Annotated in this window: 30 protein-coding genes and 1 pseudogene; 15 read left to right on the top strand and 16 right to left on the bottom strand. The window is 77.5% G+C overall.

Annotation, left to right across the window (positions count from 1 at the left end; all coding sequences use genetic code 11):
- Position 1: 1 nt before the first annotated feature.
- The 3 genes and pseudogenes from BM414_RS31700 to BM414_RS30540 form a co-directional block, all read right to left on the bottom strand.
- Positions 2-352 (bottom strand): annotated as a pseudogene (locus BM414_RS31700) (Rv3654c family TadE-like protein); the annotation flags it as partial.
- The gene (locus BM414_RS02050) at positions 349-681 is read right to left on the bottom strand and encodes a TadE family type IV pilus minor pilin (protein ID WP_093577746.1); all 333 of its coding nucleotides are present in this window, start codon (positions 679-681) and stop codon (positions 349-351) included. The pseudogene BM414_RS31700 and the gene BM414_RS02050, both read right to left, overlap by 4 nt.
- Before the next feature lie 44 nt (positions 682-725).
- Positions 726-1,022 (bottom strand): DUF4244 domain-containing protein, encoded by a 297-nt coding sequence (locus BM414_RS30540; protein WP_245784402.1) that lies wholly within the window; start codon positions 1,020-1,022, stop codon positions 726-728.
- A gap of 221 nt (positions 1,023-1,243) precedes the next feature.
- Here BM414_RS30540 and BM414_RS02040 point away from each other — a divergent pair, with 221 nt between their 5' ends.
- The 9 genes from BM414_RS02040 (at position 1,244) to BM414_RS02010 (ending at position 9,005) form a co-directional block, all read left to right on the top strand.
- Complete coding sequence (locus tag BM414_RS02040; protein ID WP_245784401.1) at positions 1,244-2,656, top strand: glycosyltransferase family 2 protein; 1,413 nt, start codon at positions 1,244-1,246, stop codon at positions 2,654-2,656.
- Positions 2,653-3,849: an exosortase/archaeosortase family protein gene (locus BM414_RS31260; RefSeq protein WP_175551375.1), complete on the top strand. Its 1,197-nt coding sequence runs from the start codon at positions 2,653-2,655 to the stop codon at positions 3,847-3,849. Before BM414_RS02040 ends, BM414_RS31260 begins: the two co-directional genes overlap by 4 nt.
- Positions 3,846-4,910: an ATP-grasp domain-containing protein gene (locus tag BM414_RS02030; protein ID WP_093577743.1), complete on the top strand. Its 1,065-nt coding sequence runs from the start codon at positions 3,846-3,848 to the stop codon at positions 4,908-4,910. Before BM414_RS31260 ends, BM414_RS02030 begins: the two co-directional genes overlap by 4 nt.
- Positions 4,907-6,058: a non-hydrolyzing UDP-N-acetylglucosamine 2-epimerase gene (wecB, locus tag BM414_RS02025; protein WP_093577742.1), complete on the top strand. Its 1,152-nt coding sequence runs from the start codon at positions 4,907-4,909 to the stop codon at positions 6,056-6,058. Before BM414_RS02030 ends, wecB begins: the two co-directional genes overlap by 4 nt.
- Complete coding sequence (locus BM414_RS02020) at positions 6,055-6,792, top strand: HAD family hydrolase (RefSeq protein ID WP_093577892.1); 738 nt, start codon at positions 6,055-6,057, stop codon at positions 6,790-6,792. The genes wecB and BM414_RS02020 overlap by 4 nt, the downstream gene beginning before the upstream one ends.
- 113 nt (positions 6,793-6,905) lie before the next feature.
- Positions 6,906-7,106 carry a hypothetical protein gene (locus BM414_RS28215; RefSeq protein ID WP_139245691.1) on the top strand — a complete coding sequence of 67 codons (201 nt, stop codon included), beginning with the start codon at positions 6,906-6,908 and terminating at the stop codon, positions 7,104-7,106.
- Positions 7,107-7,294: 188 nt separating this feature from the next.
- Entirely contained in the window at positions 7,295-7,447 is a 153-nt protein-coding gene (locus BM414_RS29015; RefSeq protein WP_175551374.1) for a hypothetical protein, read from the top strand.
- Between the two features lie 145 nt (positions 7,448-7,592).
- Entirely contained in the window at positions 7,593-8,141 is a 549-nt protein-coding gene (locus BM414_RS02015; protein ID WP_139245690.1) for a hypothetical protein, read from the top strand.
- A gap of 129 nt (positions 8,142-8,270) precedes the next feature.
- Complete coding sequence (locus BM414_RS02010; protein WP_093577740.1) at positions 8,271-9,005, top strand: PIG-L deacetylase family protein; 735 nt, start codon at positions 8,271-8,273, stop codon at positions 9,003-9,005.
- 23 nt (positions 9,006-9,028) lie between these two features.
- Here BM414_RS02010 and BM414_RS02005 read toward each other — a convergent pair whose 3' ends face one another.
- From BM414_RS02005 to ssd, 5 genes are read right to left on the bottom strand one after another with little or no spacing between them, the layout of a single operon-like run.
- Positions 9,029-9,742, bottom strand: a complete 714-nt coding sequence (locus BM414_RS02005) for a type II secretion system F family protein (protein WP_245784400.1) — start codon at positions 9,740-9,742, stop codon at positions 9,029-9,031.
- Positions 9,739-10,536 carry a type II secretion system F family protein gene (locus BM414_RS02000; protein ID WP_093577739.1) on the bottom strand — a complete coding sequence of 266 codons (798 nt, stop codon included), beginning with the start codon at positions 10,534-10,536 and terminating at the stop codon, positions 9,739-9,741. The genes BM414_RS02005 and BM414_RS02000 overlap by 4 nt, the downstream gene beginning before the upstream one ends.
- The gene (locus BM414_RS01995; protein ID WP_093577738.1) at positions 10,533-11,672 is read right to left on the bottom strand and encodes a TadA family conjugal transfer-associated ATPase; all 1,140 of its coding nucleotides are present in this window, start codon (positions 11,670-11,672) and stop codon (positions 10,533-10,535) included. The genes BM414_RS02000 and BM414_RS01995 overlap by 4 nt, the downstream gene beginning before the upstream one ends.
- Positions 11,669-11,908 carry a hypothetical protein gene (locus BM414_RS30530; protein ID WP_245784399.1) on the bottom strand — a complete coding sequence of 80 codons (240 nt, stop codon included), beginning with the start codon at positions 11,906-11,908 and terminating at the stop codon, positions 11,669-11,671. Before BM414_RS30530 ends, BM414_RS01995 begins: the two co-directional genes overlap by 4 nt.
- Complete coding sequence (ssd, locus tag BM414_RS01990) at positions 11,908-12,750, bottom strand: septum site-determining protein Ssd (RefSeq protein ID WP_245784398.1); 843 nt, start codon at positions 12,748-12,750, stop codon at positions 11,908-11,910. Before ssd ends, BM414_RS30530 begins: the two co-directional genes overlap by 1 nt.
- Before the next feature lie 126 nt (positions 12,751-12,876).
- Between ssd and BM414_RS01985 the strand changes: the two genes are divergently transcribed.
- Positions 12,877-13,749 carry an HAD family hydrolase gene (locus tag BM414_RS01985; RefSeq protein WP_093577737.1) on the top strand — a complete coding sequence of 291 codons (873 nt, stop codon included), beginning with the start codon at positions 12,877-12,879 and terminating at the stop codon, positions 13,747-13,749.
- Positions 13,750-13,802: 53 nt separating this feature from the next.
- Here the strand turns inward: BM414_RS01985 and BM414_RS01980 are convergent, their stop codons facing one another.
- Both BM414_RS01980 and BM414_RS01975 read right to left on the bottom strand, forming a co-directional pair.
- Positions 13,803-14,792 carry an aldo/keto reductase gene (locus tag BM414_RS01980; RefSeq protein ID WP_093577736.1) on the bottom strand — a complete coding sequence of 330 codons (990 nt, stop codon included), beginning with the start codon at positions 14,790-14,792 and terminating at the stop codon, positions 13,803-13,805.
- Between the two features lie 45 nt (positions 14,793-14,837).
- Positions 14,838-15,635, bottom strand: coding sequence for a Fic family protein (locus BM414_RS01975; RefSeq protein WP_093577735.1), 798 nt, complete (start codon positions 15,633-15,635; stop codon positions 14,838-14,840).
- Between the two features lie 65 nt (positions 15,636-15,700).
- Here BM414_RS01975 and BM414_RS01970 point away from each other — a divergent pair, with 65 nt between their 5' ends.
- From BM414_RS01970 to BM414_RS01960, 3 genes are read left to right on the top strand one after another with little or no spacing between them, the layout of a single operon-like run.
- On the top strand, positions 15,701-16,264 hold the full coding sequence (locus BM414_RS01970) for a histidine phosphatase family protein (protein ID WP_093577734.1): 564 nt from the start codon (positions 15,701-15,703) through the stop codon (positions 16,262-16,264).
- A complete protein-coding gene (cobU, locus tag BM414_RS01965; RefSeq protein ID WP_093577733.1) occupies positions 16,261-16,782 on the top strand; it encodes a bifunctional adenosylcobinamide kinase/adenosylcobinamide-phosphate guanylyltransferase in 522 nt (173 codons plus the stop codon). The genes BM414_RS01970 and cobU overlap by 4 nt, the downstream gene beginning before the upstream one ends.
- Positions 16,779-17,558: an adenosylcobinamide-GDP ribazoletransferase gene (locus BM414_RS01960; protein ID WP_093577732.1), complete on the top strand. Its 780-nt coding sequence runs from the start codon at positions 16,779-16,781 to the stop codon at positions 17,556-17,558. The genes cobU and BM414_RS01960 overlap by 4 nt, the downstream gene beginning before the upstream one ends.
- Before the next feature lie 62 nt (positions 17,559-17,620).
- On the opposite strand, the gene BM414_RS30525 is transcribed toward BM414_RS01960, so the two are convergent.
- From BM414_RS30525 to BM414_RS29010, 4 genes are all read right to left on the bottom strand, one after another.
- A complete protein-coding gene (locus tag BM414_RS30525; RefSeq protein WP_245784397.1) occupies positions 17,621-17,779 on the bottom strand; it encodes a hypothetical protein in 159 nt (52 codons plus the stop codon).
- Positions 17,780-17,980: 201 nt separating this feature from the next.
- The gene (gene cobN / locus BM414_RS01950; protein ID WP_093577730.1) at positions 17,981-21,610 is read right to left on the bottom strand and encodes a cobaltochelatase subunit CobN; all 3,630 of its coding nucleotides are present in this window, start codon (positions 21,608-21,610) and stop codon (positions 17,981-17,983) included.
- 64 nt (positions 21,611-21,674) lie between these two features.
- Entirely contained in the window at positions 21,675-22,085 is a 411-nt protein-coding gene (locus BM414_RS01945; RefSeq protein WP_217644475.1) for a YunG family protein, read from the bottom strand.
- 48 nt (positions 22,086-22,133) lie between these two features.
- On the bottom strand, positions 22,134-22,499 hold the full coding sequence (locus tag BM414_RS29010; RefSeq protein WP_093577728.1) for a hypothetical protein: 366 nt from the start codon (positions 22,497-22,499) through the stop codon (positions 22,134-22,136).
- 357 nt (positions 22,500-22,856) lie between these two features.
- Here BM414_RS29010 and BM414_RS30520 point away from each other — a divergent pair, with 357 nt between their 5' ends.
- Both BM414_RS30520 and BM414_RS30515 read left to right on the top strand, forming a co-directional pair.
- A complete protein-coding gene (locus BM414_RS30520) occupies positions 22,857-23,096 on the top strand; it encodes a hypothetical protein (protein ID WP_139245689.1) in 240 nt (79 codons plus the stop codon).
- The gene (locus tag BM414_RS30515) at positions 23,093-23,461 is read left to right on the top strand and encodes a nitroreductase/quinone reductase family protein (protein ID WP_139245688.1); all 369 of its coding nucleotides are present in this window, start codon (positions 23,093-23,095) and stop codon (positions 23,459-23,461) included. Before BM414_RS30520 ends, BM414_RS30515 begins: the two co-directional genes overlap by 4 nt.
- Here BM414_RS30515 and BM414_RS01930 read toward each other — a convergent pair.
- On the bottom strand, positions 23,440-25,308 hold the full coding sequence (locus BM414_RS01930; protein WP_217644496.1) for an ABC transporter ATP-binding protein: 1,869 nt from the start codon (positions 25,306-25,308) through the stop codon (positions 23,440-23,442). The two genes, BM414_RS30515 and BM414_RS01930, sit on opposite strands and share 22 nt — an antisense overlap.
- 71 nt (positions 25,309-25,379) lie before the next feature.
- Entirely contained in the window at positions 25,380-25,724 is a 345-nt protein-coding gene (locus BM414_RS01925) for a tetratricopeptide repeat protein (RefSeq protein ID WP_245784396.1), read from the bottom strand.
- Between the last annotated feature and the right edge of the window lie 49 nt (positions 25,725-25,773).

The raw sequence follows: 25,773 nt of genomic DNA, 5'->3' as shown, positions 1-25,773 counted from the left end.
GGGCGAGGGCCTCGGCCCGGCGGGTGCCCAGCGGACCGAGCGGGACGGTGACGGCCACCCGCACGTCGACGACCGCGCCCTCACCGACCGTGCAGTCGGTGAGGGTGGCGCCGTTGGCCGCCGCGACCTGCGCGGCGGCCGGGCACGCGGCGGGGTCGCCGGTGGCGGCCCGCGCCGCGGCGGCGAGGGCGGCGAGGTCGGCGGCGGACCCGGCGCGGTGGCGGGCGACGGCCGCCGCGCCGACCAGGACCGCCGCCAGCCCGACGACCGCGAGCACGCCGGCCAGGGCCACCGTCCAGACCGTCGCCGACCCGCGCTCGGCCGCCGCTCCCCGGAGCCCGCGCGTCCTCATCCCGGGACCGCTCCCGGCTCCAGACGCGCGACCGCACTCGCCCCGACCGCGACGGCCGGCCCGACGCCCAGGGGCGGCACCCGCGCGCTGACGGTGACCCGCACCTCCTCCCCCGCGACGGCGACCGCGGTCACCGCCCCCTCGGGAGCCGTCCGCGCCGCCAGCGCTCGGACCTGCGCCGCGTCCTCGCCGCGGGCCGCCGCGCGGGCGCCCTCCCGCGCAGCGTCCACGCAGCGCAGGTGGGCACCGACCACCACGACGGCGGAGACGACGGCCGCGAGCACCAGCAGCAGGACCGGCAGCACGACGGCGGTCTCGGCGGTGACCATCCCGGCCTCCCCCCGGTCGGCCGGCTCCCGGGCTCGCCGCGCGGTCAGGACAGGACCCCGAGCGCGGAGTCGACGAGATCGCCCAGCGCGGTGACGACCGAGCCGCCGGTCACCACCCGGTAGAGGACGGCGGCGAAGGCGCACGCCGCCACCGTCCCGACGGCGTACTCCGCGGTGCTCATGCCCGCCTCGGCGGTGGCGCGGACCCGCGCCCACCGGCCGCTCAGCCGGCCGGATCGCCCAGCGGACGGGGCGCCCGTGGTCGGGGCCTCGGCGGTCGGGTGTTCGGCGGTCGGGTGGTCGGCGGTCGGGTGGTCGGCGGTCACGGGGTCGGCGGTCACGGGGTCCTCCTCGGGTCGGACGGCCCCGGACGCGGGGCACGCCCCGACCCTCGCCGTCGCGAGCCGCCGGCCCGGCGTCCGCGGGTCGGCTGTGGACAGCGGGCGCCCTGTGGACGGCGGCGCGCCAGCTGTCGGCCCTTCCGCTTCAGCTGGGCGCCTCAGGTGCCGTATCAGCCATGTGGTGGCGCGGCCGCACCACCGGCACGTCGGGAGGAGGACCCGTGGCACATCCCGACCGCCCCGAGGGCCGGCCGCTCGTGCTCGTCGGCTACGCCGTCGCCTTCGCGGGCGCCGCCGTCCTGTTCGGCTTCGACCGCACGCTGGGTGTCGTCGCCGGTGCGCTCAACGTGGTGTTCGGCATCTACTTCTGCCGGCACCTCGCCTTCGCCGTCGCCGCCGCCCGCTGGGCCGAGCGCGACCTGGTGGCCGCCGACGTCGGGCTGGACAGCTACACACCGACGGTCGCCGTCCTCGTCGGATGCAAGGACGAGGAACTCGTCGTCGACGGGATGGTCGCGGCGCTGCTGGCGCTGGACTACCCGGCCGACCGGCTCACCCTCGTCGTCGTCGACGACGGCTCGGCCGACGCGACCGGCGCCAAGCTCGACGCCTGGGCCGTCCGCGACCCGCGGCTGCGTGTGCTGCACCGGCCACCGGGAGCCGGCGGGGGCAAGTCCGGCGCGCTCAACGAGGCGCTGGCCCTCGTCGAGTCCGAGATCGTGCTGGTCTTCGACGCCGACCACGAGCCCGAGCCGTCGGCGCTGCGCCGGCTGGTGCGGCACTTCCGCGACCCCGTCGTCGCCGCGGTCATGGGCCGCTGCGTCATCCGCAACGGCCAGGACTCCTCCATGGCCAGCACGGTCTTCGTCGACTACCTGTCCGGCTACCTCGTCAACGAGTACGGCCGGCAGGCGCTGTTCGAGCTGCCCGCCTACGGCGGCGCCAACTGCGCCGTCCGGGCCTCCACGCTGCGCGCGCTCGGCGGGTGGAACCCCGAGACGGTCACCGAGGACACCGACCTGACCCTGCGCATCCTGCTGATGGGCCAGTGGGTGCGCTACGACGTCTCGGCCATCGACTTCGAGGAGGCGGTGGTCAGCGCGCAGCGGTTCTGGAAGCAGCGCTACCGCTGGGCCCGCGGTCACCAGAAGTGCCTGCGCGACTACTGGCGTCCGCTCATGCGCTCGCCGCACCTCTCCCTGCTGGAGAAGGTGGAGACGACGCTGTTCCTCGGCGTCTACCACGTGCCGGTGCTCAGCGGACTGGGCCTGCTGCTCACCGTCCTGCGGGCGCTGGGCGTCGGCGACCTGCCGGTGATCGGGCTGCTACCGCTGTCGATGCTGTTGTTTATCGGCCCGCTCGCCGAGCTGTGCGTCGGCCTGCTGGTCGGCCGTGTGGAGCGTCGTTCGGCCTGGCGGCTGCTGGGCTTCCTGCCGGCCTTCGCCCTGTCGATCTGGATCACCTCGCGCGCCTACCTCGACGGGATGCTCGGCCGGCCCTACAGCTGGGTGAAGACCACGCGCTCGGGCGCCACCTCGACGGTCCTGGCCCCCGCCGTCCCCGCCCCCGCACCCGCCGCGACCGAGCCCGCCGCGCGGCCCCCCTCCTTCGCACTCCCCGGGGAGGACCGGTGACCACCGCACCCGCCGTCGGGCGGCGACGGCTCTCCCGCGGGACGACGCAGCGGCTGCTGCCGGTCGTGCTCGACCTCGCGCTGGTCGGGGTGATCTGCATCGTCGGCTTCGCCACGCTGTCCGGGCCGCTGCAGGTCCTCGATGCCCGTGGCGTCGCCCTTGTGCTCGGCTGGATCGACCCGGCGTGGTCCTCGGGCGTGCTGCCCGGCCACATCCTGTTGTTCCGCGGCGACGACGAGATCATCGACGCGGTCGTCACGGCGTCGTGCTCGTCGATCCTGTCCGTCCTGGGCCTGGTCGCCCTGACCGCGGTCATCCTGCGCGGGCGAAAGCTGCACGCGCTCGGCGGCCTGGCGGTCGCGATCGTCGCCGTCGTCGTGCTCAACCACGGCCGGCTGCTGCTGTCGGCCCTGGCCGGTCTGCACTGGGGTGAGGGCGCCCTGGTCCTCTTCCACGACTGGGTCGGCACCGTCTGGAACCTGGTCGCCACGCTCCTCGGCTTCCTGGTCATGGTGTGGATCACCCTCCCGGCCGCCGAGCGGGCCGAGCAGGACGTCGAGGGCCGGCACACCGCCCGCCGTCCCGACAGCTGGGCGCGGCCGGGGCTGGGCTACCGCACCGTGGCGGCCGAGGAGACCGGGCTCCGCCGCCGGCGGACGACGGTGACCGGGCTGCTGCACCGCCACGTCCTGCCCCGTCGGCTCTCCGCCTGGCTGGCCGCCCGCCGCGAGGCCGCCCGCGTCGACTACCGGCTGGGGCACGTGCCGGCCTACCGGCGGGTCGAGCGGGTCCGCGAGCTGGCCGCCGACGGCCTCGGCGCGCACAGCGCCTCGCTCGTCGCCGTGGCCACCTACGAGACCGACCCGGTCGTCCTCGACGCCCTCGCCGACGCCGTCGCCGCCCGCCAGTGGGAGCCGGTGACCGACCACCGGGTGACCGCCCTGCGGCTGTGGGCGCGCGGCTGGCTGCTGGCGCGGCCCACGGCCGGCACCTCCTCCCCGGTGCCCGACAGCGCCGCCGTCGACGACGGCGCCCCGGTCGCGGTGGCCCGGATCCCGGTGCCGCCGGCGACGCCGGCCGCCGGGACCACACCGCCCCCGCCGGACCGCCGCCCGCACGCCGCCGGGTCCCCGGGCCCGGCCAGCTTCGCCCGCCCGTCCACTCCCCCGCACCCCCCGGAGACGCCCCGGTGACCTCGACCCTGCCGAGCCGGACGACCTCGCCCGTCCCTCCGCTGCCCGACGAGCGGGACCGCCCCGGCCGGCCCGCAGTGCTCGTCACCGGCGCCGGTGGCCCGGCCGGCGTCGCCGTCGTCCGCCGGCTGACCGCGCTGGGTCACCGCGTCGTCGGGGTGGACGCCGACGCGACCGCGGCCGGCGCGGCGCTGGCCACCGTCGGCGCGGTCGTCCCGCGCGCCGACCACGTCCGCTTCGTCGACGCCCTCCTGGCGCTGGCCACCGCGCACGGCGCCGACGCCCTCATCGGCACCGTCGCCGAGGAGCTGCCCGCCCTCGCCGCGGGCGCCGACCGGCTCGCCGCGGCCGGTGTGGCCACCTGGCTGCCCGACCCGGCCGCCGTCGAGGTGTGCTGTGACAAGGCCGCCTTCGCCCGCGCCCTGCGCACCGCCGGTGTGCCGCACCCCGCGACCACCGACACCCCCGCCGGCCTCGTTACCGTCCCCGGCCCCTGGGTCGTCAAGCCCCGCGCCGGCCGGGGCAGCCGCGGCGTGCGCCTGCTGGACTCCCGCGCCGACGTCGTCGAGGCGATGCACGCCGACCCCGCGCTCATCACCCAGACCCGGCTGTCGGGCCGCGAGTTCACCGCTGACGCCCTCGTCGGCCGCGACGGCGAGCTGGTCACCGTCGTCCCGCGCTGGCGCGACGACACCCGCGCCGGCATCTCGGTGAAGGGCACCACCTTCGACTCGGCCGAGGTGACCACGGTCGTGGCCGCCGCGCTCGAGGCGGTGCAGCTCACCGGCCCGGCCAACGTGCAGGGGTTCGTGGCCGACGACGGCCGGGCGACCGTCGTCGAGGTCAACCCGCGTTTCTCCGGCGGGCTGCCGCTGACCCTGGCCGCGGGCGCCGACGTCGTCAGCGCGTACCTGACCGGCATCCGCGACCGGCGTGCCGTCCTCCCCCACCTGTGGTTCACCCCGGGGGTGCGGATGAGCCGCTACTTCGCCGAGACCTACACGGCCGACGACGGCAGTGCGGTGGCCGACCCCTGCGCCGCCACGGCGGTGCGGGCGTGAGCCGCGCGCGGCACGTCCTCGTCCCCTTCGGCACCCGGCCGGAGGTCGTGAAGCTCGCCCCGGTGGTCACGGCGCTGATCGCGGCGGGGCACCGGGTCGACGTCGTCGACACCGGCCAGCACACCGACCCGGACCTGTCCACACGCCTGCAGGAGACGCTCGGGCTGGCGCCCACGTGCCGGTTCAGCCTGCCCACCGACGACCCGGCCGCGCGGTACGGGGCGCTGCACGCCGACGCGGCGCGCGCCGTGGCGCGGTTCCGGCCCGACCTGGTGCTGGCCCTGGGCGACACGAACACCGTCCCCGCCTACGCGCTGGCCGCCCGCGGCGCCGGCGTGCCGTTCGCGCACCTGGAGGCCGGCCTGCGCAGCCTCAACCCGCGCAGCGTCGAGGAGGTCAACCGGCGGGTGGCCGCGGCGGTCGCCGCGCTGCACCTGGCGCCCACCCGGCGGGCCGCGGCGTTCCTCGTCGCCGAGGGCGTGCCCGCCGAGCGGGTGTTCGTCGTCGGCAACCCGGTGGTCGACACGCTCGTGGCCCGGGGCGTCCGGCCGGTGCCGGTGGCGCAGCGGCGCGGCGTGCTGGTGACCGCGCACCGCCCGACCAACGTCGACGACCCCGTGCGGCTCAAGCGGCTGGTCGGCGTCGTCCGGGCGCTGGCCGACGAGGTCGGGCCGGTCACCTTCCCGGTGCACCCGCGCACCGCGGCGCGGCTCGCGGCCACCGGCCTGGACGCCGAGCTCGAGCACCCGGCGATCACGCTGACCGGCCCGGTCGGCTACGACTCGCTGCTGGCCTCGCTCGCCTCGGCGCGGCTCGCGGTCACCGACTCCGGGGGGATCCAGGAGGAGGCGGCGTTCCTGGGCGTCCCCGTCGTCGTCCTGCGCGGCTCGACGCCCCGGTGGGAGGGCGTGGAGGCCGGCACGACGACCCTGGCCGGGCTCGCCGACGACTCCGCCGCCGACGCCGTCCTCGCCGCCGCCGCCCGGCACACCAGCGCGGAGGGGCAGGCCCGCGCGGCCGCCCTCCCCTGTCCCTACGGCGACGGCACGACCGGCCCGCAGGTGGCCGCGCTGCTCGCCGACGCGGCGACCGACGCGCTGCTGGCCATCACGGAGCCCGACTTCACCGACGGCCGGTTGCCGTGGTGACGGCGGCGCCGACCTGGGACGGCCTCCCGCCGCTGGCGGTGGTGGTCGACCTCGACGACACGCTGTACCCACAGGCGGCCTACCTGGCCGGCGCCGCGGCCGACGTGGGCGCGGCCGCCACGGAAGCGGGCCTGGACGGCCCAGCGGTGCACGCCGCGCTCGTCCGGGAGCTGGCGGCCGGCTCCGACCGCGGCGGCACGATCGACCGCGCGCTGCTGGCCGCGGGCGTGCCGGCCGGCGACCTGCCGATCCTGGTGCCGCCGCTGGTCGCCGCGTTCACCGCTCACGTGCCGGCGTCGCTCCCGACCTACCCGGGTGTCCCGGAGGCGTTGGCGGCGCTCGGCGCGGTCGTGCCGGTGGGCTGCCTGACCGACGGCAACCCGGTGATCCAGGACGCCAAGCTCGCCGCAACGGGCCTGCTCCCGCTGCTGTCCGAGGTGCTGGTCACCGACACGCTCGGCGGCCGGGCGTCCCGCAAGCCGGCTCCGGAGGGGCTGCGGGTGCTGGCCGCTCGGCTCGGTGTGCCTGCCGACCGGGTGCTGGTCATCGGTGACCGGCCGGGCAAGGACGTCGCGGTCGCGGCCGCGGTGGGCGCCCGGGCGATCCGCGTGCGGCGGGGCGAGTACTCCTCGGCCGTCGACGACCCGGCCGCCTGGGCGGTCACCGGGGACCTCCCCTCCGCCGCGGCCCTGGCGCTGGCCGTCCTGAGAGCCCCGGTGGCCGTCGCCGGCTGACCACCCGGCTCCCTCCGCGGGTGACCCCCGGTCCCTGTCGCCTGCACCCGCCGCCCGGCCCGTCCGATGGCCCCACGGTGGGGCCGGCGGAGGCCCCGGTCAGAGGGGTCCACATGGCAGGCGACGCGGGACGGCGGGGGCCGCGCGGGACACGTCTCGCGGTGGTGGCCACGGTCGCCCTCGCCGTGGTCCTCTGCACGCCCTGGCCGGCGAGCGCGCACTACGGCTGGGTGCGGCCGCTGGTCACCTGCGTGACGCCGGTCCAGGACGGCTACTGGACGGCGGCCTTCGGCTACACGAACACGACGTCGTAGGCGTTCTCGGTGGCCCGCGGGAGCAACAACGACATGACCCCGGACCGGTTCGACGGTCAGCAGGTCACGCGCTTCTCGTCGGGGACCCGGCAGGCCGCGTTCTCCGTGCGTGTCCCGTCCTCGGTGTCGGCCGTGCAGTGGCAGGTCCTCGGGATGTACGGGATCGCGCGCCGGGACAGCAGCCCGCGGTGCCCGCCTCGACGCCGCTGCCGGCCGACGGCAACGGCCTCGGCATGGTCATCGCGCTGGTCGCCTCGGGCGCGGTCGCGGGCGGGTCGGCGTGGGTCGCGCGGCGGCGCCGCGATCCCGCGCAGGTCACCGCCGCGGCGTCGGCGACCTGAGCCGCCCGCGCAGGACGTCGCGGGGCCGCCGCCGGGGCCCCTCCTCCGGGTGACGGCCCGCGCGCCCGCCTCCACCCGTCCCCCGGACCGGCCGATGGCCCTCCGGTGGGCGAGGTGCGCCCCACCGGACGAGAGGAGGCCTGGCATGGCAGGCAGCACGCGGCGGGCACGACCGTCGCTGAGGACGCGGCTGGCGGTGACCGCCGGGATCGGCGCCGCGGTGGTGCTCGCGACGCCGGGGCCGGCGATGGCCACCGGCGACCCGCTCACCCCGACGGTGACCTGCGTCCAGCAGGCCCCGAACGGCTCCTGGACGGCGGTCTTCGGCTACACGAACACGTCGTCGTCGGCCCTCACCGTGCGCCGGGGCGGCGACAACGACTTCGACCCCGACCGCTTCAACGGTCCCCAGATCGAGACCTTCCGGCCGGGGGCGTACCAGGGCGCCTTCTCGGTGAGCGTCCCGTCGGGGTACTCGAGCATCCAGTGGGAGCTCGGAGACCGGCGCGTCACCGCCTACCGCGACCGCAGCACCCCCTGCCCCGCCTCCACCGAGTTGCCGGCCGACGGCAACGGCCTGGGCATCGTGATCGCGCTGGCCGCCTCGGGGGCCGTCGCGGGGGGCTCCATGTGGCTCGCCCAGCGCCGAACGCAGCACCGCGCGGCGCTCGCTGCGGCCGCCACCGCGGACTGAAACGTCGTGCACGACCGGTCCTCCCCCCATCGAGGGGGGTGCCGGTCGCCGGGGTGGAGCGGGCGGCCGCGGCCGCCGATGGGAGGACGACAGGCGGGACCACCGCCCCGGACGGACGGGACAGCGGCCATGGACGGCGCAGGCACGCGGAGCACGGGACGCAGCGTCCTGGCCATCGGGGCGCACCCCGACGACATCGAGCTGGGCTGCGGGGGCGCCCTGCTGGCGCACGTGGCGGCCGGCGACACGGTGACGATGCTGGTGATGACCGGCGGCGAGAACGGCCCCGGCGACGACGCACAGGGCATCGGCCGGCGCGCCGAGCAGGAGCGGGCGGCGGGCGTCATCGGCGCCACGGTGGTGTGGGGCGGGCTGCGCGACTGCGAGGTCGTGGCCGACTCCGCCGCCATCCGCCGCGTCGAGCAGGTCCTGCAGGCCACGGCCGCCGACCTCGTGTACGTGCACGCTCCCGACGACAGCCACCAGGACCACCGCGCCGTCGCCGCGGCCACGCTGGGCGCGGCCCGCCGCCTGCCGCGGGTGCTGCACTACCAGAGCCCCTCGACGCTGACCTTCGCGCCGACCGTCTACGTCGACGTGACCGCCCACCTCAGCGGCAAGCTGGCCGCCCTGGCCGCGCACGCCTCGCAGGTGGAGCGCTCGGCGATGGTGGAGCCCGACGCGATCGTGGCCTCCGCCCGCCACTGGGGCGCGCAGGCGCGGATCGGTTACGCCGAGGCCTTCCAGCCCACGCGCATGGTGCTCGACCTCGCCCCCGCCGCCCGGTCCGTGCCCGCGTCGGTCCCGGCCGCGTGGTCCTTGGTGCCGGCGCACACCGCGTCGATGCCGGTCCGCGTCCGCTGACCCCTCCCGCCTGACACGGGTCGTCACCCGAAGACCTGGCCCGCGATGCCGATGACCATCGGCGCGATCCCGAGGCACACGAAGGCCGGCAGGAAGCACAGACCCAGCGGGGCCAGCACCCAGACGCCGGCCCGGCGCACCCCCGCCTCGGCGCGGCTGCGGGCCGCGGCCCGTGCCTCCGCCGCGAGGCCGCGCAGCAGCGGCACCGCCGCCGCTCCCGACTCCCCCGCCCGGACCAGGACCCGGCCCAGCCCGGCCAGCTCCGGCGGCGTGTCGTGCCAGGCCGTGCGGGGCGCCGCGCCCAGCCGCAGCCGGCCGGCGACGGCGGCCAGCGCGTCCCCCAGCGGCCCGGGCAGCGCGGTCGCGACGGCGGTCAGCGCGCCGCCCACGGTCAGCCCGGCGGCGAGGCAGACACCCAGCAGGTCACACGCCACCGGCAGCTCCGCGGCCAGGTGACCGGCGGCCGGCTCGTCGCGGGGGACCCGCCGCAGCCACCGGTCGGCGAGCACCGCCACCCCGGCTCCGAGCGCCACCCCGGTCTCGCCGCCGACGAGCAGCGCCGCGCCCAGGCCGGCGAGGACCGGCAGCACCGGGCGCCGGGCCGGCCCGGCCGCCCCGGCCCTGCGAAGCGTCCGCGGCATGCCCGCCGCGTGCAGCCGGGCGCTGCGGCGCCCGCCCGGGGACGGCCACGCCAGCAGCGCACCGGCGACCGCCAGCAGCGCTCCGGCCTGCGTCACCGCAGCGCCCGGCGGACCAGCCGCGCCGACCAGGCCAGCCCGGCGGCCTCCAGGGCCACCCCGGCCACGAGGAGCACCTGGCCGACGACGGTCGTGGTGAGCACCGCCCACGGACGGGCGCCGATGCCGCCGCCCATCGCCAGCGCCAGCAGCGGCAGCCCGGCCAGCAGCGCGGCGCTCGCCCGCGGGCCGGCGGTCGCCGAGCGCAGCTCGTCGCGCTGACGCCGGCGAGCGCGCAGGTCGTCCTCCACCGCGCCGGCGACGGCGGCGAGCGAGCACCCCGTGCGGTTGCTGAGCCGCACGGCCGCCGCGAGCCGCTCGTGCGCCCGGCCGAGCTCCGACGACGCCTCCGCCGGGACCGCCTCCGGGGCGCGCAGGGCACGAGCGAGTTCCCGCGCCGCTCCGGGATCGGGGACGACCGCCACGGCTGACGCGGTGGCCGCCTCCAGCGGCCGGCCGCTGCGGAGCTCGGCGGCCAGCGCGGCGAGGGCATCGGCGAGGACCTCGAGCGACTCCTCCTCCCGGTGACCCTCGCGCTGCCGGAGCACGGCACGGGCCGCTCCCGCTGCGACCGCCCCCGCGAGGACGGCCACCAGCAGCGGACCGGCCAGCGCGCCCGCGACCATCCCTGCTGCCCCGGCCAGGACCGGCCAGGCGGCCGGGGTGCCGGCCGCGGACCACGCTGCGGCCGCCCGCGGTCCGCCCGCGAGCCGCCGCAGTCGCTCCCGCCGCCGGGATGCCGCGCCGGGCCAGGCGAGCAGCGCGAGGGCGCCGGCCACCAGCGCCGCGGTCACGCCGGACCGCCGTCGAGCAGGCCGGCCAGCCGGTCCGCGCCCGGACACGGGCCTCCGTCGGCCCGCCAGCCGGCGTCCACGGCGACCAGGTCGCCGTCGCGGCGCACCACGCCGACCTCGGCCACCTGCCGGCCCTCCGGAGTGCGCCGGAGGTGGACGACGGCGGCGAGCGCGGCCGCGGCCTGGCTGTGCACGGCCCGCCGGTCCAGGCCCGCGGCCACGCCCAGCGCCTCCAGCCGCGCCGGTACCTCGGCCGGCCGGTTGGCGTGCAGGGTGCCGCAGCCGCCGTCGTGCCCGGTGTTCAGCGCGGCCAGCAGGTCGGTGACCTCCGCGCCGCGCACCTCCCCCACGACGAGCCGGTCGGGCCGCATCCGCAGCGCCTGGCGCACCAGGTCGCGCAGCGTCACCTGGCCGGCGCCCTCCACGTTGGGCGGCCGGGTGAGCAGCCGGACCACGTGCGGGTGCGCCGGGGTGAGCTCCGGCGCGTCCTCGCAGAGCACCATCCGCTCGCCCGGCGGCACCTCCCCGAGCAGCGCCGACAGCAGCGTCGTCTTGCCCGACCCGGTGCCGCCGGTGACCAGGAAGGCCAGCCGCCGGCGCACGACCGCCCGCAGCAGAGCCTCCGAGTCCCCAGGCAGCGTCCCGCGCGCGGCGAGGTCGGCCAGGTCCAGCGCGCACCGGCGCAGCACCCGCAGCGACAGGCAGGTGCCCCCGCCCGACACCGGGGGCAGCACCGCGTGCAGCCGCGTGCCGTCGGGCAGGCCGGCGTCGACCCACGGCGCGGCGTCGTCGAGCCGGTGGCCGGCGCTGGCGGCCAGCCGCACCGCCAGGCGGCGGACGGCGTCCTCGTCGGGGAAGCGCACGTCCGCGGGCTCCAGGCCGGTCCCCCGGTCCACCCACACCTCGCCGGGGCCGTTGACCAGCACGTCGGTGACGCCGGGCGCTCTCAGCAGCGGCTCGAGCGGCCCGGCGCCGGCCAGCTCGGACACCGCGTCGCGCACCGCCTCGAGGACGTCGGTCTCCCCGAGCAGGCCGGCCTCCTCCCGCACGAGGGCCGCGACCGCAGCCCGGCTCGGCGGCCCGGACTCCAGCGCCAGCCGGGCGCGCACCCGCTCGACCAGCGGCAGGCCGCTCACGCCGCGCGCTCCGGCCGGGCGAGTTCTCCGAGCAGAAGCCGGGTCACCGCGCCCAGCGGGCTGCGCGGCGCCACCGCGGGCGGCTCACCGCGCTCGCCGCGGGACGGGGCGCCGCGGTCGTGCCCCAGCTCGGCGAGCACCGTGGACCCGGTCACGGCGGCGACCTCCGCGGCCGACAGGCCGCCGGGCACGGTGCGCACCACCAGCCGGGCCGCCGACCAGGGACCCGCGGCCATCAGGGAGCGCGCGGCCGAGGCAGCCCGCAGCCGGCGGGCACGACCAGCAGGGCGAGGTCGGCCTCGGCGAGCACCGCCTCGGCCGCGGGGTCGGGCCCGGCGCCCCGCGGCAGGTCGACCACCACGGCCAGTCCGCACCCGCGCGCGGCCTCGACGACCACCGCGAGAGCCTCGGCGGCCACCGGCGCCGGCTCGTCGCGCGCGGCGGCCAGCACGTGCACGCCGGCGGCCTCGGGCAGGGCCGCGAGCAGCGCGTCCCCGGCCAGCCTCCCGCGCACACCGGCCAGCGCCGGCCAGCGCAGGCCCTTGGCGTCCTCGGCACCGAGCAGCAGGTCGAGCCCGCCGCCCCACGGGTCGGCGTCGAGGAGCAGGACGCCCTCGCCGCGGGCCGCGGTGGCGACGGCGAGGGCGGTGGCCAGCGTGCTCGCACCCGCTCCGCCGCAGGCGCCCCCGACGACGGCGAGCCAGCCGCGGTCCACCGGGGAGCGCACCGCCTCACCCGCGCGGGCGGCCAGCCACGCCTCGTCGTCGGGCAGGACGGCGACCCGCTCGGCACCCAGCTCGACCGCCGCGGCCCACGCCGGTGCCGGGACCGCTCCCGCCGCGACCACGACCACGCCCGGGCGCCGCGGCAGCGCGCGGACCGGCGCGGCGCCGAGGACGTCGGCGCCGAGGAGCACCAGCCCGGCCTCGCGGTGCGCGCGGCGCAGCGCCGGACCGCCGGTGGCGACCTCCGCCTCCGTGCCGGCGGCGGCCAGGACGCGCAGGACGTCGTCGAGCAGGTCCTCGTCGGCGCTGACGACCAGCGGGCGGGACGGCGGGGGGACGGGAGGCGGAAGCACGCGCCGAGCCCAGCGCACCGCCGAGGCACCCGGTCCGCGCGGCGGCGGCCTGTGGATGACCCGGAGGGGTGTGGACGGCGTGCGGGGACCCGTCACCCCCCCGCCGTGCCCTTACAGTCGTGAGCTGTGACCCGCGCCGCGGCGTTCTTCGACCTGGACAAGACGGTCATCGCCAAGTCCAGCACCCTGGCCTTCGGCCGCCCCTTCTTCGCGGGCGGGCTGATCAACCGCCGCGCCGTGCTCAAGGGCGCATACGCGCAGTTCGTCTTCTCCCTCGCCGGCGCCGACGCCACGCAGATGGAGCGGATGCGGGCGCAGATCACCGACATGGCGACCGGCTGGGACGTCGCGACGGTGCACGAGATCGTCTCCGAGGCGCTGCACGAGGTCGTCGACCCGCTGGTCTACGCCGAGGCCGCCGACCTCATCGAGTTCCACCGGGCGGCGGGGCGGGAGATCGTCATCGTCTCCAGCAGCGGCGCGGAGATGGTCGAGCCGATCGGCGAGATGCTCGGCGCCGACCGGGTGGTGGCCACCCGCATGGTGACCGCCGACGGCCACTACACCGGCGAGATCGCGTTCTACGCCTACGGGGAGAACAAGGCCGAGGCGATGCGGCAGGTCGCCGCCGAGAGCGGCTACGACCTGGCCGACTGCTACGCCTACAGCGACTCGGTCACCGACCTGCCGATGCTCTCGGCGGTCGGGCACCCGACGGCGGTCAACCCCGACCGGGCGCTGCGCAAGGCGGCCGCCGAGCGCGGCTGGCCGGTGCTGGAGTTCACCCGGCCGGTGTCGATGCGCTCGCGCTTCGCCGTGCCGCCGGCCCCGGTGGTCACCGGTGCCGCGATGGGCGTGGGCGCGGCGGTCGCCGGGCTGGCCTGGTACGCGCGGCGGCGGGCGCTGCGCGCGGTGGCCGCTGCGGCGTCCACGGCGGCTGCCACCACCGCACCGGTCGCGGTCACGGCCGCCGGCCGGTGGCGGCACCGGGGCGCCTGAGGCCCCGGCCGCACGCCGGCCGCTCGGACCCCCGCCACTCGGACGCCCGCCCCTCAGACCCCGAGCCGCTCCCGCACACCGTCGAGCCGTTCGCGCACGCCGTCGGCCAGCGTGCGGACGGCCGACACCGGCGTGAACGCCCGCGCCGCCGAGGTCAGCGCCTGCTGCTCGTCCGGCCGCAGGTCGATGTCGCCGGCAGCGGCGTTGGCCTCCATCTGCTCCACGGTGGAGGCGCCCGGGATGACCACCACCTGCGGCAGCGAGACCAGCCAGGCCAGCGCGATCGCCCCCGGCCGGACCCCGTGCGCGTCGGCGACCTCCCGCAGGACGTCGAGCAGCGGCTGGACCCGGCGCAGGTTCTCCGTGCCGAACAGCGGGTTGGCCGCGCGCACCCCGCCGGGCCGGTTGCCGACGTCGTAGCGGCCGCCGAGCAGTCCCTGCGCCAGCGGGCTGTAGGCGATGACGATCCGTCCCTCGCGCTCGGCGAAGGGCACGAGGTCCTCGAGCGCCCCGGGCCGGGCCAGCGAGAACTGCACCTGGTTGCTCAGCACCGGCCTGCCCAGTGCCGCGTCAGCCGCGCGCCAGCGGGCCAGCGAGTAGTTCGAGACGCCTGCGGCGCCGATGCGGTCTTCGTCGAGCAGCTGCCGCAGCCCCGGCATGATCACGCTGTCGGGGACGACCGGGTTGGGCTGGTGCACCTGGTAGAGCGGGATCCTCTGTAGCCCGAGCCGCTTGGCACTGCTCTCCAGCCGGGACCGGACCACCGGCGGGAACGGCGCGACCGGGAAGATCTTCGAGGCGACGACGACCTCGGTGCGCTCCTCGCCCAGTGCCTCGCCGAGGATCCGCTCGCTGCGCCCGAAGCCGTAGACCTCGGCGGTGTCGAACAGCGTGACGCCGAGGTCGCGGGCGCGGCGGACGATGTCGCGCGCGGCACCCTCGGCGTAGCCCTCGCCGTAGCCCCACTCGCGGGAGCCGAACTGCCAGGTGCCCAGCCCGATCCGGCTGACCCGGCCGAGCCCGTCGACGTCGAGGAAGCGCATCGCCCCACTCTCCCCCGCGCCCCCGCCGGGCGCAGGGCGGGCCGGTCAGCCGCGCAGGATGGCCTCGGCGATCGCCAGGCCCTCCCGGGCGCCGAGCTCGGTGGCGCGGCAGCAGTGCACCAGCCACGCCGCGACGCCGTCGGGACCGCCCGCGGCGTAGCCGGCCAGCCGTTCGCGGTAGGCGTCTGCGCCCAGCTCGGCGAAGCCGACCTCGGGCACCGAGACCGCCTTGGGGTCCAGCCCGCGGCCGATCGTCGTCAGCCGGCCGGCGGCCCGGGCGACGACGCCGTCGGCGGTGCCGAAGGGCGCCAGTGCCGCGAGCTCGCCGTGCACCAGGCCGGCCACGAGCACCGCCGGCACCGTGGAGGTGCCGGTCACCACCTGGAACAGGCCGTTCAGGCGAGGCCCGGCGTGCGGTCCGGGGCGGCCGAGCTCGCCCCGGTCGGCGACGTCGGCGGCGGCCAGCACGTGCAGCCGGGCCAGCACCTGCCCGGGCGCCTTCGCCCACGTGTCGACCATCGAGCCCAGCCCGACCGAGACCCGCAGCGACCCCTGCACGACCGGGTCGTCGACCGAGCCGGCCCGCAGGTCCGCCAGCGGGACGTCGACCCCGTCGAGCGCGGCGGAGGCGCGGGCGCCGCGCAGCGCCGACTCGCCGCTGACCTCGGCCGACCGGTTGCGCATGAGCCGGTGCGCCAGCAGCCGGTCGATGCCGGCGCGGGCGGCGTCGGCGGCGTCCCGGACGCCGGGCAGGTCGAGCAGCGGGGCCAGCGGGTCGGGGCCGGCGGCCGCGGCGGGACGGGCGGCGGGACGGGCGGCACCGGGACGGACGGGGATGCTCACGTCTGCGACGGTACGAGCACCGGCGCAGAGCCCTCCCCCCTCCTGTCCTACGCTCGGCGACCACCATGGCCCGCCCGCTCACCCTCCTCCTCGTCCGCCACGGCCAGAGCGAGTGGAACGCCGCCGGGCTCATGCAGGGCCAGACGGCGCACGTCCCGCTCACCGGCCTCGGGCACGAGCAGGCCGCCACCGCGGCCCGGGAGCTGGCCGCCCTCCGGCCGGGGGCGATGCTGTCGTCGGACCTGCTGCGCGCGGTGCAGACCGCCGAGCACTGCGCTGAGGCCACCGGGCTGCCGTTCACCACCACGCCGGCGCTGCGCGAGCAGGGCTACGGGGTGCTCGAGGGCCGGCCGTCACGGGAGCTGTGGGACGTCGTCGACTGGACCGACCCGCACTGGGCGGCCGAGGGCGGCGAGAGCCTGGCCGACCTGCACGCCCGGGTCGCGGCCTTCCTGACGCGGCTGCGCGAGGACCCGCCGGCCGACGTCGTCGCGCTGGTCACCCACGGCGACACCATCCGCGCCGCGCAGGCGGTGGTGGCCGGACTCGGTCCGGCGGACATGCCCGCGGTCACGCCGCACAACGGCACGGTCACCCGGCTGCAGCTCGGGGCGGCGGTCGCCCGGTGAGCAGGGTGCTGGTCCTGGGCGGCTCGCGGTCGGGCAAGTCGGCACACGCCGAGTCGCTGGTCGCCGCCCGGCCCGACGTCATCTACCTGGCCACCTCGGCCGCCGCACCGGACGACGCCGAGTGGTCCCGCCGGGTCGCCGCGCACCGCGCCCGCCGGCCGGCCGCCTGGACCACGCTCGAGACGACGGCCCCCAGCGAGCTGCTGCGCGGCGGGACCGTGCTGGTCGACAGCGTGACCACGTGGGTCGCCGCGCTCATGGACGAGACGGGCGTGTGGACCGACGAGCCCGGCTCCCCCGGCCGGCTGGCCGGCCGCATCGACGCGCTGGTCAACGCCTGGGCGATGACCCCGGCGCACGTGGTCGCGGTCAGCGACGAGGTGGGGCTCGGGGTGGTCCCCGAGACCCGGGCGGGGCGGCTGTTCCGCGACACCCTCGGCGAGGTCAACCAGCGGCTGGCCGGGACCGCCGACGAGGTCTGGTTCGTCGTGGCGGGCCTGCCCCAGCGCCTGCGGTGAGCGACCGGCGCGCGTGGTGGGCCGGCCCGCTGGAGTCGGTCGCGCTGCTGACCGTGGTCCGCGTGCCCGCGGCCGGGACGACGTCGACGCGCGGCGTGCTGCCGTGGGCGCCGCTGGTCGGGCTGGCGCTGGGCGGGGTGGCGGCCGGGGTCGGCGTCCTCGGGGCGCACCTGGTGTCCCCGCTGGCCGGCGCGGTTACGGCCCTCGCCCTCCTGGCGACGCTCACCCGGGCGCTGCACCTCGACGGGCTCGCCGACACCGCCGACGGCCTGGGTCCCCTGCGCGGCCGGGAGCGGGCGCTGCAGGTGATGCACCAGGGCGACGTCGGCCCGTTCGGGGTGGTGACGCTCGTCCTCACGCTGCTGCTGCAGGCGGCGGCGGGGGCGGCGCTGCTGGCCCGGGACGGCGGCTGGCTCGCGCTGTGGACGGCGGTGGTGGTGGCCCGGCTGGCGATGGCACGCGCCGGCCTGCCCGGGACGCCGACGGCGGAGGGCTCGTCGCTGGGGCGCGCGGTGGCCGGCACCGTGTCGCGGCCGTGGCTGGTCGGGTGGGTGCTGATCTGCGCGGCGCTGGCGGCAGCGGCGGCCTGGCTGCTGACCGGCCCGGCCGCGGCGGCGGTCCTGGTCGGGGCCCTGGCGGCGGGGCTGCTGGCCGGCGAGGCGGTGCGTGCTCGTGCGTCAGCACGCCTCGGGGGGGTCACCGGGGACGTGATGGGGGCGATGGGCGAGGCGGCGGCGACCGTCGTGCTGCTGGTCGCCGCCGCCTCGATGCCCTAGCGGCCTCTCTGCAGGGACCCGCCGCGAGCCTGTGAGCGGTGGGGGGCAGGGAGGTCCTTGCTTCAGCGGCGGCCGGTCAGCGAGCCGAGCAGCCGGCCCAGCCCGCCCGAGGCCGCCGTGGTCGGCGCGCCGCGGCCCATGCGCCGGGTCGGGGTGCCGGCCGACATGCGGGTCCGGCCCATGCCGGCGCTGCGGCCGGCGCTCGTGCCGCGGCTGCTCATGCCACGGCCACTCATGCCACGGCCGGTCGTCGCACGACCCGCCGCGCCGCGGCCTGTGGCGGCGCCCCGACGAGCCGTGGTCTCAGCAGTTCCGAGGAGTCGGTTCAGGATGCCCATGGAGGTGGGGTACCCATCCGGCCAGGTCCACGCGCCGGGGACCCGCCTGCTCGGCGCGTCGTCACCCAGCGCGCACGGAACTGATCAAGCAGGCGCGCCCGACTGCGCCGGGGTCTCGCCTCCCTCGAGGTCGCCCTCGGTGTCGAGGTAGGCCTGTCGCAGCTCGGCCAGCAGCGCGGGGTCCGGCTCGGCCCACATGCCACGGTCGACCGCCTCGAGCAGCCGCTCGGCGATGCCGTGCAGCGCCCACGGGTTGGACCGCTCCATGAACTCGCGGTTCTCCGGGTCGAGCACGTAGGTCTGGGTGAGCTTCTCGTACATCCAGTCGGCGACCACGCCGGTCGTGGCGTCGTAGCCGAACAGGTAGTCGACGGTCGCGGCCAGCTCGAAGGCGCCCTTGTAGCCGTGCCGGCGCATCGCCGAGAGCCACTTGGGGTTGACCACCCGCGCCCGGAAGACGCGCGAGGTCTCCTCGGTCAGCGACCGGGTGCGCACCTGCTCGGGACGGGTCGAGTCGCCGATGTAGGCCCGCGGCGCGGCCCCGGTCAGCGCGCGGACGGTCGCCACCATCCCCCCGTGGTACTGGAAGTAGTCGTCGGAGTCGGCGATGTCGTGCTCACGGGTGTCGACGTTCTTCGCCGCCACCGCGATCCGCCGGTAGGCCGTCTCCATGTCCGGCCGGGCCTGCACGCCGTCGAGGTCGCGGCCGTAGGCGTAGCCGCCCCAGACCGCGTAGACCTCGGCCAGGTCGGCGTCGCCGCGCCAGTTCCGCGAGTCGATCAGCGACAGCAGCCCCGCCCCGTAGGCACCGGGCTTGGAGCCGAACACGCGGGTGGTCGCCCGCCGCCGGTCGCCGTGCCCGGCCACGTCGGCGTCCACGTGGGCCCGGACGAAGTTCTGCGACGCCGGCTCGTCCAGTCCCGCCACGAGCGTCACGGCGTCGTCGAGCATGGTCACCACGTGCGGGAAGGCGTCCCGGAAGAACCCGGAGATGCGCACCGTGACGTCGATCCGCGGCCGGTCGAGCTCCTCCAGCGGCACCGGCTCCAGCGACGTCACCCGCCGCGAGGCGTCGTCCCACACCGGGCGGACGCCGAGCAGCGCGAGCACCTCGGCGACGTCGTCGCCGGAGGTCCGCATCGCCGAGGTCCCCCACACCGACAGGCCCACCGACGGCGGGTACTCCCCCGTGTCGGCCAGGTACCGCTCGACCAGCGACTCGGCCATCGCCTGCCCGGTCTCCCAGGCCAGCCGCGACGGGACCGCCCGCGGGTCCACCGAGTAGAAGTTGCGCCCGGTCGGCAGCACGTTGACCAGCCCGCGCAGCGGCGAGCCCGACGGCCCGGCCGGCACGTAGCCGCCGTCGAGGGCGTGCAGCGTGGCGTCGAGCTCGTCGGTGGTGCGCTCCAGTCGCGGCACCACCTCGTCGACGGCGAACCGCAGGACGGCGGCGACGCCCTCGTCCTCGCGGCCGAGGACCTCACGGACCACCGGCCCGACGGCGCCGATGGTCCAGCCCGCCTCCTCCATGCCGGCGACGAGGGCCTCGGCCTGCGTCTCGACGGCGTCGGTGGCCTTGAGGCCCGCGGTGCCGTCCTCGGTCAGGCCGAGCGCCTCGCGCAGGCCGGGCAGCGCCACCGCCCCGCCCCAGATCTGCCGCGCCCGCAGGATCGCCAGCACCAGGTCGACCCGGTCGGAGCCCGACGGGGGCGTCCCGAGCACGTGCAGGCCGTCGCGGATCTGCGAGTCCTTGATCTCACAGAGCCAGCCGTCGACGTGCAGGATCATCTCGTCGAAGTGGTCGTCCTCCGGCCGCTCGTGCAGCCCCAGGTCGTGGTCGAGCTTCGCGGCCTGCAGCAGCGTCCAGATCTGCGCGCGCACCGCGGGCAGCTTCGCCGGGTCCATCGCGGCCACGTTGGCGTGCTCGTCGAGCAGCTGCTCCAGGCGCGCGATGTCGCCGTAGGAGTCGGCGCGCGCCATCGGCGGCACCATGTGGTCGACCAGCGTGGCGTGCGCCCGGCGCTTGGCCTGCGAGCCCTCACCCGGGTCGTTGACCAGGAACGGGTAGACCAGCGGCAGGTCGCCGATCGCGGCGTCCGGGCCGCAGGAGGCCGACAGGCCCACCGTCTTGCCCGGCAGCCACTCGAGGTTGCCGTGCTTGCCCACGTGCACCACCGCGTGCGCGTCGAAGACCGAGCGCAGCCACCAGTAGGCGGCCAGGTAGTGGTGCGAGGGCGGCAGGTCGGGGTCGTGGTAGATCGCGATGGGGTTCTCCCCGAAGCCGCGCGGCGGCTGCACCATCACGACGACGTTGCCCGCGCGCAGCGCCGCGAAGACGATGTCGCCGCCGTCCACGAACAGCGAGCCCGGCGCCTCGCCCCAGTGCTCGGTCATCGCGTCGCGGAGGTCGGCGGGCAGCGTGTCGAAGAAGGCGCGGTACTCCGCGCCCGGGATGCGCACCGGGTTGCCCGACAGCTGCTCCTCGGTGAGCCAGTCGGCGTCCTGCCCGCCGGCGGCGATGAGCGCGTGGAACAGCGCGTCGCCGTCGAGGTCGGCCACGCCCGGCAGCGCGTCGGGGCCGTCGAACGGGCCGACGTCGTAGCCCTGCCCCTGCATCGCGGCCAGCAGCCGCACGACCGACGCCGGGGTGTCCAGGCCGACGGCGTTGCCGATCCGCGCGTGCTTGGTCGGGTAGGCCGACAGCATCACCACGATGCGGCGCTCGGCGGGCGGGGTGTGCCGCAGCCGCGCGTGGGCCACCGCGGTCCCGGCCACCCGCGCGGCCCGCTCGGGGTCGGCGACGTAGCTGGTCAGGCCGTCCTCGTCGGTCTCCTTGAAGGAGAACGGCACGCTGATCAGCCGTCCGTCGAACTCCGGGATCGCCACCTGGTTGCCGACGTCGAGCGGCGAGAGGCCGTCGTCGTCGGCCAGCCAGTCCGCGCGCGACCGCGTGAGGCACAGCCCCTGGACCACCGGCACGTCGAGCGCGGCGAGCTGGCCGACGTCCCAGGCGCCGTCGTCGCCCCCGGCCGACGCGGTGGCCGGCCGGGAGCCGCCGGCGGCGAGCACGGTGACGACGAGGGCGTCGGCGGTGCGCAGCACGTCGACGAGGTCGTCGGGGACGCTGCGCAGCGAGCTGACGAACACCGGCAGCGCCTGTCCGCCGGCGTCCTCGACCGCCGTGCACAGCGACTCCACGAAGGCGGTGTTCCCCGCCAGGTGGTGCGCCCGGTAGTAGAGGACGGCGATCCGCGGCGGGTGGCCGGGCGAGGACCCGGCGGTGCGCGCGGCCCGCTCCAGGACGCCCCAGTCCGGCGCCACCGTCGGCGGCTCGAAGCCCTCCCCGGTCAGCAGCACCGTGTCGGAGAGGAACCGGTGCAGCTGGACGAGGTTGTCCGGCCCGCCCTGTGCGAGGTAGCCGTGCGCCTCGGTGGCCACGCCCATCGGGACGGTGGACAGCTCCATCAGCTCGGCGTCGGGCACCTGCTCCCCGCCGAGGACGACGACCGGCGCCGGCCCGGCCAGCAGCGGCGCGAGCATCCCCTCGTACTGCCGCCGCACGCCGAGGATCCGGACGACGACCAGCTGCGCGCCGTCGGTCAGGGCCGCGATGCCGTCGTCGCCGAGCCGGACGGGGTTGCCCAGCCGCCAGTTGGCACCGCTGGCGCGGGCGGAGAGGAGGTCGGTGTCGCTGGTGGAGAGCAGGACGAACACGCGGGCAGACGCTACCCGCCGGGTCCCGGTCGTCCCGGCCGGTCGGCGCAGGCCCCGGAAGCCGTCACCGGGCGTTCGCGATCCAGGTCCCGGTCGTCCAGCCGAGCCGGGTGAGGACCGCCGCGCGCAGCCGGAGGTACTGGTCGGCCCCGTAGCGGGGCAGCCCCTCCGGGCGGACGACGACCCGCGGCTGCTGCACCACCTCGGTCGGCGCGAACTGCTCGCGCGTCAGGTCGACCTCGCGGCCGTCGGGCAGCCGGTTCCACCAGTGCACCCCCTGCCGCGAACCGTCGGGCCGCAGCACCTCGGCCAGCAGCAGGTCCCCGCCGAACAGGTCGTGGACGACCAGCGCGGTGGCACCGCACTGGCCGCGGGAGGGGTTGGCCGGCGACCAGTCGGCCAGGTCGCTGACGTCGCAGGTCTTGCGGCACCAGGAGGCGCGGACGGCGGCGGTCACCTCGTCGAGGGGGAGCACGTGCGGCAGCCTCCCAGGGAGGGCCGGCACGCGGCGCCCCGGCAGGACTCAGCGCAGGAGCAGCCGGTCGACGGCGCCGACGAGCCAGTCCGCGTAGCGCTCGACCGACCATCCGCAGTCGCGCAGCAGCCGCACCATCGTGTGCGGGGAGAAGACCGACCAGCAGACGTCGAGCGCGGTCTCGGGGTCGTCGCGCAGCCAGCGCCCGAAGGCGCCGACCAGCACGGCCATGTCCGCCCGCCTGCGGCCCTCGTACTCGGTGTAGGCGGCCCCGACCGCCGCCGCGTCGGCGAAGACCACCTGCATCGCGGCGTGGGCAGGCGAGACGCCGGCAGCCAGCCGGCGCTGGGCGGCGAGCTTGCCCGCCCGGTCCGGCGCGGCCAGGAGCTCCTCGAAGGCGCCCAGCTCGCGCACCGGCCGGTCGTCGTCGCTGCCGACCAGCGAGCGGTCGACGCAGGCCAGCAGCAGCGCCGCCTTGCTCCCTGCGCGAACACGGTGGGGACCGAGACGCCGGCAGCGGCCGCGGGCACCACTCGGGCGAGGACGCGGGGGTGTGGCCGCTGCTCGCCGAGCGCGGCGCCGATGCGGGCGTCCTCGACGCGCTGGAGGCCGAGCACGCCGGCATCGACCCGGCGCCGGCCGCCGTCACCGCGGGACTGGAGGCGCTGACCGCCGGCCGCGGCGACGAGGCGACCCGTGCCGGGCTCGCGGCCCGGACGGTGGCGCTGCGCGACGGGCTGGCCGCCCACCCCGCGCACGAGGAGAGACGGGATGGCGCTGGTGCAGCAGCACCTCACGCCGGAGGACTGGGACCGCCTCGACCGTGGGGTCTTCGCCAAGGAGTACGGCCCGCGCGACGTCCCGGGGGCGCTGGGCTGGACCGTGTCGGCGATCCCGCCGGAGGTCGTCGACCGGCTCCCGGTCCCCCACCCGGCACTGCTCGCCGTCGCCCGCCTCCTCGGCCGCCGCGCCGCCCGCGCCGACGCCCGCCTGTTCGGGACCGCCCGGTGACCGCGGCCCTGTCCCGAGCCGACCGGGCGGCCACGGTGCTGTTCCGCCGGGTCGCGGCGCTGCACACCGCGCTGCTGCGCCGCACCGGCGGCCGGGTGGGCAACCGCTTCCGCGGCGGCGACGTCGTCCTGGTGACCTGCCGCGGCTGGCGGTCCGGGCAGCCGCGCACCACGCCCCTGCTGCACGTCCGCGACGGTGCCGACCTGGTGGTGGCGGCGTCCGACGGCGGCATCGACGCCGACCGGCCCCGCCTGTGGGCGGCGCTGATGGCGCGCTGCGACGCCTACGACGGCTACCGGGCGAGGGTCTCGCGGCGCATCGCGGTGGTGCGGCTGTCCCCGGCTCAGGCCACCGCGACCGGCTGACCGAACTGGGTGCGGTACAGCTCGGCGTAGCGCCCGCCGAGGGCGAGCAGCTCCTCGTGCCGGCCGCGCTCGACGACCCGGCCGCCCTCCAGCACGAGGATGCAGTCGGCCGCGCGCACGGTCGACAGCCGGTGCGCGATGACGATCGCCGTCCGCCCCTCGAGCGCCTCGTCCAGGGCCTCCTGCACGGCGGCCTCCGACGTGGCGTCGAGGTGGGCGGTGGCCTCGTCGAGCAGCACGACACGGGGGCGGGCCAGCAGCAGCCGGGCGATGGTCAGCCGCTGCCGCTCGCCGCCGGAGAAGCGGTAGCCGCGCTCGCCGACCACGGTGTCCAGCCCGTCGGGCAGCGCGGCGACGAGGTCGGCCAGCCGGGCGCGGGTGAGCGCGTCCCACAGGTCGTCGTCGGTCGCCCCGGGGGCGGCCAGCAGCAGGTTGTCCCGCAGCGACTCGTGGAACAGGTGCCCGTCCTGGGTGACCACGCCGACGGTGCGCCGGATCGAGGCGGCGGTCAGGTCGCGCACGTCGACGCCGCCCAGCCGCACGGCCCCGGCGTCGGCGTCGTAGAGGCGCGGCACCAGCGAGGCGATCGTCGACTTCCCCGCGCCGGAGGACCCGACGAGGGCGACGACCTGGCCCGGCTGCACGGCGAAGGACACGTCGTGCAGGACGTCGACGCCGCCGCGGCCGTCGAGCCGGGCGACGTCCTCGAGGGAGGCGAGCGAGACGCGGTCGGCCGCGGGGTAGGCGAAGGTGACGCCGTCGAGCTCCACCGACACCGGGCCGTCGGGGACCTCGCGGGCGTCCGGGCGCTCCCGCACCAGCGGCACCAGATCGAGCACCTCGAAGACCCGCTCGAAGCTGACCACGGCCGAGGCGATGTCGACCCGTGCACTGGCCAGCGCGGTCAGCGGCGCGTACAGCCGGGTGAGCAGCAGGGCCAGCGCGACGACGGCGCCGGGCTCGAGCGAGCCGCCCAGCGCGTACGTGCCGCCCAGGCCGTAGACGAGCGCGAGCGCCAGCGCCGACACCAGCGTGAGCGCGCTGATGAAGGTCCACTGCACCATCGCCGTCCGCACGCCGACGTCCCGCACCGCCCGCGCCCGGGCGGCGAACCGGGCCGACTCGGCGTCGGGGCTGCCGTAGAGCTTGACCAGCGTGGCGCCGGGTGCGGAGAAGCGCTCCGTCGTCTGCCCGGTCATCGCGGCGTTGGACTCCGCGGCCACCCGCTGCAGGCCGGCCAACTGCCGGCCGATCCGGCGCGCCGGGAGCAGGAACACCGGCAGCAGGAGCAGGGCCAGGACGGTGACCTGCCAGGACAGCGTCAGCATCGCCGCCAGCGCGAGCAGCAGCGTCACCGTGTTGCTGACGATCCCCGACAGCGTGTCGCTGAAGGCGCGCTGGGCCCCGAGGACGTCGTTGTCGAGGCGGGACACCAGCGCGCCGGTGCGGGTCCGGGTGAAGAAGGCGACCGGCATCCGCTGCACGTGGTCGAAGACGGCGGTGCGCAGGTCGAGGATCAGCCCCTCCCCGAGCGTGGACGACAGCCACCGGCCGAGCAGGCCCAGCGCCGTCCCGGCGAGGGCGAGCCCGGCGATGAGGACGGCGAGGCCGACGACGGTCGAGGTGCTCCCGCCGGCGACGATCTCGTTCACCACCCGCCCCGCCAGCAGCGGGGTGGCCACCGCGAGCACCGCCTCGACGACGCCGACGGCCACGAAGGCGGCGATGCGGGCGCGGTGCGGCCGCGCGTACGTCATCACCCGCCGCAGCGTGGCGCGGGAGATCCCGCGCCGGTCGTCGCGGGCGTGCGTGGCCCGCGACAGCGCCGACCACGCGGTCATCTCCATGCTCACGCCGGCGACGCTAGGACCTCAAGCCGGCTCGAGGTCAAGCTCTCCCGCGCTTCCGGCAAGAACGGTCACCCGGCGCCGAGGGCGTCGGCCATCCGGTGGTGGGCGACGGCCTCGTCCCGGCGGCTCCGCCGCTCCAGCGTGCGCGCCAGCGCCCGGCGCGCCCACCCGTTGGCCGGCGCCAGCTCGACCAGCCGGCGCAGTGCGTCCTCGGCCTTCTGCAGCTGCGCCGAGCCGAAGTAGCTGCGCGCCAGGAGCTCCAGCGCCGCCTCGTTGCCCGGCTCGGCCGCCACGAGCGGCTCGAGGACGCGCGCGGCCTCGACCGGCTGCCCCATGGAGAAGAACAGGTCGGCGCGCAGGAAGTCGGAGTGCAGGTCGGACTCGAACGGCTGGGTCTCGAACGGCTGGATCACGCCCGCTGAACCGGGAAGGGGCCTCCGCTCTTCCCACCGAGGCCCACCG

Origin of the sequence: Geodermatophilus amargosae, from assembly GCF_900116515.1 — a bacterium.
In the GTDB taxonomy this organism is placed as follows: domain Bacteria; phylum Actinomycetota; class Actinomycetes; order Mycobacteriales; family Geodermatophilaceae; genus Geodermatophilus; species Geodermatophilus amargosae.
Note: the sequence above shows the minus strand (reverse complement) of the source record. Positions and strands in the feature narration are given on the sequence as shown.